Here is an 11,687-nt window from a genome sequence, read left to right on the forward strand (position 1 = left end):
TGATTCGGACACAACCTTTCGTTAGTTTAATATTAATGACTTAACCAAGTTGTGTCCATAAATCTATACTACATCTACTATTTTTAATTAGAAGTTTAATTTATCATAAAGCGGAATTTGACAAATTTAAAATGATTTACCTATCTATTTCCTTACTTATTTTAATTAATACGATTAGCTTTATCTTCACAAAAAACGAGGACATTACTTATTTCTTACAAGTTATCTTCTTGTTTTTGTTTATTTTGGGATCTATTCGAATGAAGTGGAATTTACAAATTGTAAAATTATTAGGGTATATAACAAGTGTTTTCTTTCTTTTTATATGGATACACGGGTATATTCTAGGTTTTCCAAATAGATTTGCAAGTATCTATAATAACCCGAATTATTTAGGTGTGTTACTATTTTGTATGTTGTATTTCCAAATGATTTCGTGGAAATATAGCAGTTCGATCATGGAAAAAGTTTATTTCTCCATTGTATTACTGGCTAATCTGTTTTTAATTTATATTACAAATTCCCGTTCTATTCTGTTAGCAATTTTGATTATGCTAATCGCGTGGATGATACTAAGTCGTATGAAAAAGGTATCTTCCAACTTACTTTACTTAATTCTTTTTATTAATTTTGTATTTCTATTTATTTATACAAAATTAAAGGAGACAGAATTGGGGAATTCACTCAATGAGTTATCACTTGAATATACAAATAAAAATTTGTTTTCTGGTAGAAGCGAGATTTGGGAACAGTTATTTGTAAAAATCACTGAACAACCTTTCTTTGGCTATGGAATGGGAATACGAGCAAGCGACATAATTACTATTCCATTAACTGCCCATAATCAATATTTACAAATACTAATTGAAGTAGGTTTTATTGGTTTTGCTATTTTTCTTTTCTTCCTGTACACCATTTGGAAACTTTTATTGAAAAATAGGGAAAGCAGTCTTGCAAAATTATCTGCTGCTTTCTTTATTGCTATATTGGCATATGAAAGCGTAGAGTTAACGTTATTTCAAAACAATTATTCAATCGCCATTCTACAATGGCTTATCATCACCATAGGTATCAATTTTAATGAGGACATAAAAAATGAATAAAGTATGTAGGCATAGGGCTGATAGTATTTAACTTGAAGGTACAAACCATGTAGGATAACCTTCTTCTAATTCCCCGATAAAAAAGAGCATACCAATCACAATGTTTTGATATGCTCTATTGAACTACGTATAATAAATTCTCTATTAATATATTAAATTAATATAAGTCGCACTTACCCAACCAGAAGTACCATTATATTTCACGTTGTACCATCCATTTGTTTCAGATCCTACGATTTGCACTTTAGCACCTTTTGGCAAGTTTCCAACTTTACCGTAACTAGTGCTAGGCCCGCTTCTGAAGTTCAAGCTGGATGAGCTAGTAGCCACTCTACCGTAGACACCATCTTTATAGTCGCGGTGATTTGTAAATTCTGGTACATCGAATAATGCGGTATAGCTATCTAGTAATTGATAAACATCATATAAGCGGCCTGTTTGTGCGGTTGCCCACTGTACATGGGTTGCATATTGAGGGTATCCAGGGCTTACTGGATTCCAACGCATTTTGTACAATGTATCTTGGCCCCGTTTGATGTAGCTATGAATGGAACTTGCTCCACCAATGATAGATTCTTCAGGAGAGAACCATCCTTTATCAAAAGCGTATTTAGCACCACATTCCACTGCACAACCATCGTAAGCACCGTAGCCATACATATTGTAAACTTTGTGTTTCGTCTTAGAAGTCTTTGCAATTTCTCCTTTTGAATTCCTTGTCACTTTTCCATTAGCATCTACAGGAATACCAACCGCTAAATCAGACCTACCATTGCCAGTTTCATGTAATGCATGAGCAATTAAATATGCTTCATTAATATTAAATTGTTTACCAGCATTAATGAAGTATTGCGCTGTTCCTTGTAAACTCCCTGCAGTGTGGTTAAGGATTTTTTTATTTACTTCTGCTGCATCTAATCCAGCTGGGCCAGACAGAACTAAGAATTGGAAGAATTCATTGGTTGCAACTGGGAAGTTGTTAGGATTAGCGTAAAATTCCACTTCCCCACGACTTGCTTTAATCGTTCCTTGACCATTAGACTGTGGATCAGCTTTCATTTGTTTATCTACCATTTCTTTAAAGGAATAGCCGTAATTCGTGTTCACTTCAAAATCTCCAACTGAAACATCATTGATATGGATATATCCATTTGTGGGCTTCCCGTTAATATATACTTTCGCCTTATACCATTCGTTTGTAAATGTCTGGAATTTCAAACTCGAACCGAAAGAATAATCCTTTAGTACTCCTGATGATTTCGAAGCACTCTTAAAAACTCTAGTTGGATGTTTAAGTGCACTACCTTTTAATGTCTTAGGTTTTTTTAACACATTTTCAACATTACGTTTATCAATATAACCTGTAGTCTTTTTACCATTTATATAAATTGTAGCTTCGTAAAAACCAGATGAAAAAGTTCTATATTTTAATACGGAACCTTTCGTATAGGATTTCAATGCGCTTGAATTAGTTGAAGCTTTGGAGTAAATCTTTGTAGTTGTTTTAGCGATTCCCTCAAGATTACTTTGGGAACCACCTACGTTTTCTACATGGGATTTGTGAATATATCCTTTAGTACGTTTTCCGTTAATATAAACCGTAGCTTCATACCAGTTAGACGTGAAAGATTCATATTTTAGAATCGTTCCCTGTTTATATGATTTCAGAACTTTTGATCCAGTAGAAGCTTTTTGATAAACAGGAGTAGGAGTCTTTAATCCAATTCCATGGTATGTTTTTAGTTTACTTACTGCATTACTAACGTGATTCTTGTGAATGTAACCAGTTTTACGTTTACCGTTAACGTAAATCGTAGCTTTATACCAGTTGGATGAAAAAGACTTATATTTAAGGACAGAACCTTGTGAATATGATTTTAATGTTTTCGATCCAGTAGAAGCCTTTTGGTAAACTTTAGTAGGATTCTTTACTGCAGTACCATGATAGATTGTTTGTTGATTCTTAATATTCTCCACATCACTTACAGGGATAAATCCTAGTTGCCATTTTCCATTCACTTTCACTGTTGCTGTGTACCAGTTAGAAGAGTGGGATTGGTATTTAAGAATGGATCCTTGATCATAAGATTTCAATACTTTCGAATCTCTTGATGTTTTTTGGTACACTTTTGTTTTGTTTTTTAAAGCAACACCATTATATGTAGTTACTTTCTTACTCATAGTTTGGACAAAATTTGTCTTCGCAGGTGTATTTTTTTCTTCGGTGATTTCTTCTTCAGAAACTGAATCATCATTTTTCGTTTCTTGTTTTTCTACTTCATCTACTTCTTTTGTCTCATCTTCTTCTAGATTATTTGATTTTTTTTGTGATTCTTGAAGTTCTTCTTCAGTCGGTACCTGTTGATCATCATCTGCATGTTCTTCGGGTTCAACCTCAGATAGATTTTCTTCTGTACCTTCTGTTTCTTCGTTTTCATCGATCGTATCATCATCTAGAGCTGATTCATCAGTTTCGTTTTCATCGATCGTATCATCTTCTAGAGCTGATTCATCAGTTTCGTTTTCATCGATCGTATCATTTTCTAGAGCTGATTCATCAGTTTCGTTTTCATCGATCGTATCATTTTCTAGAGCTGATTCATCAGTTTCATTTTCATCAATCGTACCATCTTCTAGAACTGATTCATCAGTTTCCTTGTTCCCCGATGAAGTTTCAGAGGAGAATTCAATATCGTCTAATTCAAGGAAGTCATTCGACACGTAACCTAGAAATACATCTTCCGTTTCCTCATCTGTAAATTCTACTTTGGTGTACTTTTCCATTGTTTCTAAAACAACGACTTCCTCGTGATTCGGTATTAAAATTAGTACGTCACTTGTATCAGAAGCTTCTTCAAATAATGGAATTTCCTCATTTTCCTCATTTGATAGAATGATAGATTGTTCTTGTGGAATGTCCTGTTTAGTAGAAGTCATTGCTAAAACGGGTGTACTTACCATATGGAACACCAATATAAAGGCAGACAAAAAGAGACTTATTTTTTTAAAAATTTTTTATACCCCCTATGAAATTGTCATATTATGATGAGTTTAAAGTAGATTTCATGTGTTCACCTCGAAACTATGAGCATAACAACCCATATTATTCCATAAATGGGACTAAATGTTAAGTGGTAATTTGAAGAATTTAGTAGTTTTTTCCTAAAAAAGAAATGTGCTCATGAAGTTTGAATATGACAGTTGTGAAGACTATAATATAGAGTTGTAGTATTATAGAGTAAAAAAGGATTCGACAATCGATTCTTTATGTTGTGATAATGCATATTGTCGATAAAAGAAGAAAAACTAAACTAAAAATGATTGTAGGGATTTTTGTATGATATTACGATGGATAAAAAATAGAGTTACGAAAAAGAAAACAAAGCCAAAACCAAAACTTAAACAAAGGTTAGACATTATTCAAGATGCAAATACGCTTCGGATTGCCGGAGCATTTCGTAGAGAGGATTTTACTGCCAAGCAATTATGGTTATTTTCACGTGATGAAGAGGTGAAAAAGCACCAAATTGCGGAAATTACTCCTTCCAATTCGTTCAATTTCGAAGTTCCCTTAGAAAAATTAACGGATTTACTTAAGGAGAATGATGGAGAGACATTTGACTGGTATTTTAAAGTCAGAACCCTATATGATTCCATCACTCATTCTAGGAAGGAATCCGATGATTTGAAGTTAGTAGAAGAAAATGATGTTCTCTATGTAGAATATTTTATTCGACTAGGAAGATTCCAAGAGACAAGAATAGAAGGGTTGGAGTTTTACACGCAAGATGATTTTTCTCTTATTAATTACATATCTACAAAAGGGAATTTATCTATCATTGTGAATGCTGAACCGGACTCACCGATTAGGCTACAAATTGATAAAGCGAAAAAGAGAAATCAAACGTTGCGACTTGAAGGAAAGATTTTTTCTAGAAATTCGATTATTCAGGATGGGGAGATTGTTCTAGTTGGTCGGGATACGGATCATCATTTAACTTCAAGTGAGATTACGTTTCATAAACTTCAAGAACAAGTAGAGAAAAAGTATGGATTGAATCGCTATACCTATGTTGCAAATATAAACTTGAAAGATATGAACCAAGGAAGAGTATTAGATGATGATGTTTATGATTTATTCTTCAAACTAAATGTTCACGATAAATGGGAACCGAAAATGGTTCGTATCGGAAGACCTACCTTTAGAGCGAAGCTTTTCTTAAGGGAACTGTATGCCAAAGATAATCATGAAGCAATGGTCATCAATCCTTATTTTACATTTAAGAAGTTCAATCTATCTTTTGAAGTATATAAATACCCGATTCAAACGTATCAATATATGCGTAGAGTCATGCGTTGGGCATGGCTGGTTCGACTTATGAATCGAAATAAAGATATTTGGCTTGTTGGGGAGAGAACATATAAAGCACAAGATACGGGATATGCATTTTTCAGACATATGAGAGAGAATTATCCTGAAAAGCAAGTTTATTATGTAATAGATCCAGATTCTCCGGAAAAGCGCAATGTAGAGAAATATGGAAATGTTATTGACTATCGTTCTAAGAAACATATTTTATATACGTTACTATCGAAAAAAGTTATTTCATCTCATCACCCAGATTATTTGTACCCCATTCGAACAGGTACATTTAAAAGGAAAGTAAAAGCAACAAAAGTGTTCCTGCAGCATGGGGTCATGGGTACGAAGAATATGGTAGCGAACTATGGGAAAAATGCTCCCGGATTTGATACGGATTTATTCATTGTAAGTTCTGATTTTGAGAAAGAAATGATTGTCAATGATTTCGGCTATCATCCGAAAGAAGTATTTGTAACAGGTCTTTCTCGATTTGATACGCTATTTAAGAAAGATATTGAAATAAAGAGACAGATTTTAATTATCCCAACGTGGCGTGATTGGATCGTAACGGATGAAGCCTTCTTAGAAAGTGAATATTATGAGCGATATGAGTATTTAATTAATTGTCCAGAATTACATGAACTTTCCAAGAAACAAGATTTTGATATTCTATTTTGCTTACATCCGAACATGCAGAAGTTCTCTAAGTTCTTTGAAAATGACGCAGTAAAAGTGATTAACCAGGGAGAAGTTGATGTTCAGCAGCTTATTAAAGAAAGCATGCTTATGATTACGGACTATTCCAGTGTGGGATTTGACTTCAGTTTCCTTCACAAACCAGTGATTTACTATCAATTTGATCGTTCTCGTTTTATTGGTAAGAGGCCTTCTCACTTAGATCTAAATAATGATCTTCCGGGTGAAATATGTAATGATAGCGAAGAAATTATTGCATTGCTTGAAGAGTATGCGAAGAACGATTTTGTCATGAAAGAGGAATATAAAGCTCGTGCGAATAAGTTCATTAAATATCGTGACACTTCGGCTTCAGAACGAATTTATGAAGTAGTAAAAAATAACCAAGTGAAAAAAAGAGTCATTGATAATCCTAAGCTAGATATGTTGTCAAAAGCACTCTTTAATAAATATAGAAAGAGTAAGTACTATTTTCCAACAATGAAGCTATTCTTTAAAGTAGGTTCCAAAGTTATTCCAGTGGATCCAAAATTAATTGTGTTTGAAAGTGGAATTGGGAAGCAGTTTGGAGACAGTCCAAAAAATATTTATGACGAAATTAATCGACAAGAATTGGATTATAAGAAAGTGTGGATTTATAACCGGAACCACCGTTTTAATGATGCGAATACTATGCGTGTGAAACGGTTAAGTCCGAAATACTATTACTATCTACTAAGAGCAGGATATTGGGTAAATAACCAAAATTTCCCAACCTATATTAAAAAACGTCCTGAAACGACTTATTTACAAACATGGCACGGGACACCCTTGAAGAAAATGCTCTATGATATTGAAGAAGTCCATGGTCGAACTGATGATTATGTAGAACGAGTAGGAAATGCGGTGAAAAATTGGGATTACCTCATTTCACCGAGTGAATATGCGACAAAGGCATTTAGAAGTGCATTCCAATATGATGGGGAAGTATTAGAGTATGGATATCCACGAAATGATATCTTCTATCAGGATAATAAAGAAGAAATCATTAACAAGGTTAGAAATACCCTTAATATAGAGGAAGGCAAGAAAGTTATTTTATACGCACCGACATTTCGTGATGATCAAACATCGAAGAAGAATAAATTTACATTTGATATTAATATGGATCTTCATAAAATGAAAGAATTACTAGGTGACAAATACGTTATTTTACTAAGAATGCATGTCGTTGTGAGTAATAAAATAAGGATTGATCCGGATCTAAAAGGCTTTGTCATTAATGCATCTAAATATCCGGATATCCAGGAGTTGCAACTATTGGCAGATATATTAATAACGGATTATTCATCTGTTATGTTTGACTTCGCGAATACAGGTAAACCAATCCTATTCTATACCTATGACCTGGATAATTATCGTGATAATTTAAGGGGCTTTTATATGGATTTTGAAAACGAAGCTCCGGGTCCACTAATTTATAATACAGAGGAAATTATTGAAACTGTTCAAGATATTGAAACAGTTTCAGCTAAATACGAAAAGAAATATTCTCAGTTTCAGGAGAAGTACTGTTCCTTAGATGATGGTTTAGCTAGTAAGAGAGTTGTTGATAAAATATTTAAAAATAAAAAGTAGCAAATGTTTATAATTGTTCATGATTATAAGATACCTATTTAATGGTGATAGGTATCTCATTTTTTAGCAGATCGAAAAGTTTAAAACTTTCTTCCTGCATAAGTGCAACGTAGGCATTCGCTCAAAATCTAGGCGGATGTCAAGTTTTCTAAAGTAATATTAGGGTGTGATGTCATGAAAGGGAAAGTCACTAAATTAGTTCAGAGAATAATTAAGGTATTAATTTTCCTATTTGGAAAACTTCCACCAAAAAGGAATCAAGTTATATTTGAAAGTTTTTTAGGAAAGCAATATAGTGATAATCCACGAGCGATTTATGAATATATGGTGAAACATAAACCACAATATGAATTGTACTGGAGTTATGACCGTAGACATAAAAAGGTCTTTGAAAATAAAAATGTAAATGCTATTAGACGATTTTCGCTTAAGTGGATAATAATCATGGCGCGATCAAAATATTGGGTATCTAATAGCCGTTTGCCATTATGGATTCCCAAACCAGAACATACTATATATTTGCAAACATGGCATGGAACACCGCTTAAAAGACTAGCTGCCGATATGGATGAAGTCCATATGCCTGGAACAGATACTATCAAATATAAAGAAAACTTCATAAAAGAAGCCAAAAAATGGGATTATTTAGTATCACCCAATGGTTATTCTTCAGAGATATTTAAAAGGGCTTTTAAGTTTAATAAATCCATGCTTGAAACAGGCTATCCAAGAAATGACTTCTTGATTAATAGTACTGATGATACAATGGCTAATATTAGGGATTCTCTTCAGCTACCAAAGGATAAAAAAATTATCTTATACGCTCCTACTTGGAGAGATAATCAATTTTATTCTAAAGGTAGATATAAATTTGATCTACAAATGGATTTAGATAGATTAAAGAAGGAATTAGGGGATAATTTTGTTATCTTATTAAGACTTCATTATCTTGTTGCAGAAAACATCGATTTAACAGCTTATAAAGAATTTATTTATGATTGTTCTAGCCATGAGGATATTCGTGAACTTTATCTTATTGCTGATTACTTAATCACCGATTATTCTTCAGTTTTTTTTGATTTTGCGCTACTAAAAAGACCAATGCTCTTTTTTGTGTATGATATAGAAGAATATAGAGATAAATTAAGGGGCTTTTATTTTGATTTTGAAAAGGAAGCGCCCGGCCCACTATTAAAAACTACAGAAGAAATTATTAGTGAGGTAAAGAAAATAGAGAAAAAAGGGTTTATTCCCACTGAAACCACTAAAGAGTTCTATCAAAGGTTTTGTTATTTGGAAGATGGTCAGGCTACTAAGAGAGTCGTTGACCAGGTATTTCAATAAAAAGGATGTTGAAAATGAGTATAAAAAAGGCCATTATTCCTGCTGCAGGACTTGGGACACGTTTTTTACCGGCAACAAAGGCAATGCCAAAGGAAATGCTTCCTATTGTCGATCGCCCTACAATAGAATATATTGTAGAAGAGGCCATTAATTCTGGTATAGAAGATATTATTATTGTTACAGGAAAAGGAAAAAGGGCAATTGAAGATCATTTTGATAGTGTATATGAATTGGAACAAAACTTAGTTCAGAAAGAGAAATTTGATTTATTGGAAAAGATAAGAAAATCTGCAAATGTAGAAATACACTACATTAGGCAAAAGGAACCAAAGGGTTTAGGGCATGCAGTATGGTCTGCGAGGAAATTTATTGGTAACGAACCTTTCGCAGTCTTACTTGGTGACGATATTGTTCGAAGTGAGGTTCCGTGTCTGAAACAGCTTATGAACGAGCATGAAAAGACAAATTCTTCTATTATAGGTGTTCAACAAGTACCTGAAACTGAGACACATAAATATGGTATTATTGATCCGGTATCCACTGAAGGAAAACGATATAAAGTAAGAAGATTTATTGAAAAACCTCCAATAGGGACAGCACCTTCTAACTTGGCTATTATAGGAAGGTATATCTTAACACCTGAGATCTTCCACTTCTTAGGGGAGCAAAATATTGGTGCTGGTGGTGAAATACAATTAACCGATGCAATTGAGAACTTAAATAAGGTTCAAGATGTTTATGGGTTTGAGTTCGAGGGAAAAAGATATGATGTCGGAGAAAAATTAAGTTTTATTAAGACAACTATTGAATTTGCTTTAGCAAGAGAAGATTTAAGAGAACCATTATTAGAGTATATTGAAAGTATTAAACCGAACCTAAAAGGTTAAAAAAGAGGGAATATAATGGATAAACATTTATCTGAAAAAGCAAAAGAAATGTTGAACAATAAAGAGACGAAAGTATTTAATCATCCAAAGTCGCTTAAAAAGAGGCTTTTTAAGGGTGAAAAGAAAGTAACAATTGTAACAGCAGCTTACAATGCTGAACAGCATATAAAAAAATGTGTAAGTTCTGTTATTAATCAGACGTTATCATTTGATAAAATAGAATTTATTATAATTGATGATCATTCAAGTGATAATACAGCTGAAATATTGGTGGATTATTCAAAAAAATATTCAAATATAACGGTAGTGTTATTAGAAGAAAACACTGGCGCAGCAGCAATGCCTAGAAATGTGGGAATTGAATTAGCTACTACGGATAAAATTCTGTTTTTAGATTCTGATGATTGGTTGGCAGAGGATGGAATTAAAAAGTTAGTAGAAACAATGGATGGGAATAATGATGATTTTGTTACGGGACGAACGATTAAAGTGGATGATTCATCTAAAAGTATCCATGCGGAATTTATGTCATATAAAAATAGATATCATATGTCGCCCTTTGATATACCATATTTATTATATTATATGGGTCCACAATCTAAACTAATTAAAACAAAAATTTTGAAAGAAAATGACATACGTTTTCCGGAAATGAAATTTGGAGAAGATAAGCATTTTCTTCTAAGGGTATTAACTCATTGTAATTTTGCTTCTACTATTAAGGATACTGTATGTTACTTAAACAGAATGAATGAAAATAATGCCTCTCTTACAAAGACAACCGATGTACTATATAAAAGAGAAGCAGATATGAAAATACTTAAAACCATTTATGATATGGAATTGCCTACTAATATAGAGAGAGAAATTATGAAAAGATTAGTTGAGTATGATTTAATCAAAGCTTGTGACAGTTTTGTCTTTGTTAGAAGTGACAATAAAGAGGGTTTTATAAAATATATTAGAGAAGCGTTAAATATTTTAAAAGATCGTCCATATAATATAATTGAATCCTTTGATACGCCACTTTATCAAGTGGCTGCAAAATTAGTTTTACAAGGTAAAGAACAGGACTTTATTGATTTGTTTAAGTGGTATAAATTGGAAAGGAATAAACACATTGTCATAAAAGATGGACAAGCGTATTATGATGTTTACTCATTCGATCAGGATCATATTTATAAATTAATTCCAATAAAATTATTTGTTCGTGCAAATGACTCCTATGTAGAAAATAATTATTATGTTCAAAACTTCGAAATTTACGGAGATGAAATCAGTGAAGTAGAACATGTTTTAATAAGAGATAGAAATAATACGGATAATGAGTTAACAGTTCCTGTTAAAATAACCGGTAATAAGGGTGAATTTCGTGTGAGCTATGAAGACTTAAATACTTTAACCAATTCATTGTTCAGTGTGTTTATAAGATATAACGGTCATCATTTAGTAAATATTAAAAGAATTAATGAAAATAGTATTACTTATAAGAAGAGGAATTTCCAATTCTATACTACAAAAGCTGGTAATATAGGCTTTTCTCTTAAGTAGAGTTTTATAATAGTGAAGAATCAGGCTATATAATTAATGAATTAGCCTGATAGATGTAGTATAGATTTATGGACACAACTTGGTTAAGTCATTAATATTAAACTAACGAAAGGTTGTGTCCGAATC

5 protein-coding genes and 1 pseudogene are annotated in these 11,687 nt (G+C 32.7%); 5 read left to right on the forward strand and 1 reads right to left on the reverse strand.

The features are described from left to right. Positions 1-458 precede the first annotated feature (458 nt). Positions 459-1,103 (forward strand): O-antigen ligase family protein, encoded by a 645-nt coding sequence (locus ACFQ18_RS17530; RefSeq protein ID WP_204798807.1) that lies wholly within the window; start codon positions 459-461, stop codon positions 1,101-1,103. A 144-nt stretch (positions 1,104-1,247) separates the two neighbouring features. On the opposite strand, the gene ACFQ18_RS17535 is transcribed toward ACFQ18_RS17530, so the two are convergent. Further along, complete coding sequence (locus ACFQ18_RS17535; RefSeq protein WP_204798808.1) at positions 1,248-4,064, reverse strand: SH3 domain-containing protein; 2,817 nt, start codon at positions 4,062-4,064, stop codon at positions 1,248-1,250. A 376-nt stretch (positions 4,065-4,440) separates the two neighbouring features. Here ACFQ18_RS17535 and ACFQ18_RS17540 point away from each other — a divergent pair, with 376 nt between their 5' ends. The 4 genes and pseudogenes from ACFQ18_RS17540 (at position 4,441) to ACFQ18_RS17555 (ending at position 11,561) form a co-directional block, all read left to right on the forward strand. Continuing rightward, a complete protein-coding gene (locus tag ACFQ18_RS17540) occupies positions 4,441-7,779 on the forward strand; it encodes a CDP-glycerol glycerophosphotransferase family protein (RefSeq protein ID WP_204798809.1) in 3,339 nt (1,112 codons plus the stop codon). Between the two features lie 192 nt (positions 7,780-7,971). Continuing rightward, a pseudogene (locus ACFQ18_RS17545) lies at positions 7,972-9,123 on the forward strand (CDP-glycerol glycerophosphotransferase family protein); the annotation flags it as partial. Between the two features lie 14 nt (positions 9,124-9,137). Next, positions 9,138-10,010 carry a UTP--glucose-1-phosphate uridylyltransferase GalU gene (gene galU, locus ACFQ18_RS17550; protein WP_204798811.1) on the forward strand — a complete coding sequence of 291 codons (873 nt, stop codon included), beginning with the start codon at positions 9,138-9,140 and terminating at the stop codon, positions 10,008-10,010. 15 nt (positions 10,011-10,025) lie between these two features. Continuing rightward, positions 10,026-11,561, forward strand: coding sequence for a glycosyltransferase family 2 protein (locus tag ACFQ18_RS17555; RefSeq protein ID WP_204798812.1), 1,536 nt, complete (start codon positions 10,026-10,028; stop codon positions 11,559-11,561). The last annotated feature ends 126 nt before the right edge of the window (positions 11,562-11,687 follow it).

It is taken from the genome of Oceanobacillus caeni (assembly GCF_042678465.1).
Lineage (GTDB): Bacteria > Bacillota > Bacilli > Bacillales > Amphibacillaceae > Oceanobacillus > Oceanobacillus caeni.

Excerpts from the sequence above, each read along its gene's own strand:
- ACFQ18_RS17535 (WP_204798808.1), bottom strand. The coding sequence starts at position 4,064 with ATGGTAAGTACACCCGTTTTAGCAATGACTTCTACTAAACAGGACATT.
- galU (WP_204798811.1), top strand. The coding sequence starts at position 9,138 with ATGAGTATAAAAAAGGCCATTATTCCTGCTGCAGGACTTGGGACACGT.
- ACFQ18_RS17540 (WP_204798809.1), top strand. The coding sequence starts at position 4,441 with ATGATATTACGATGGATAAAAAATAGAGTTACGAAAAAGAAAACAAAG.
- ACFQ18_RS17555 (WP_204798812.1), top strand. The coding sequence starts at position 10,026 with ATGGATAAACATTTATCTGAAAAAGCAAAAGAAATGTTGAACAATAAA.
- ACFQ18_RS17530 (WP_204798807.1), top strand. The coding sequence starts at position 459 with ATGGAAAAAGTTTATTTCTCCATTGTATTACTGGCTAATCTGTTTTTA.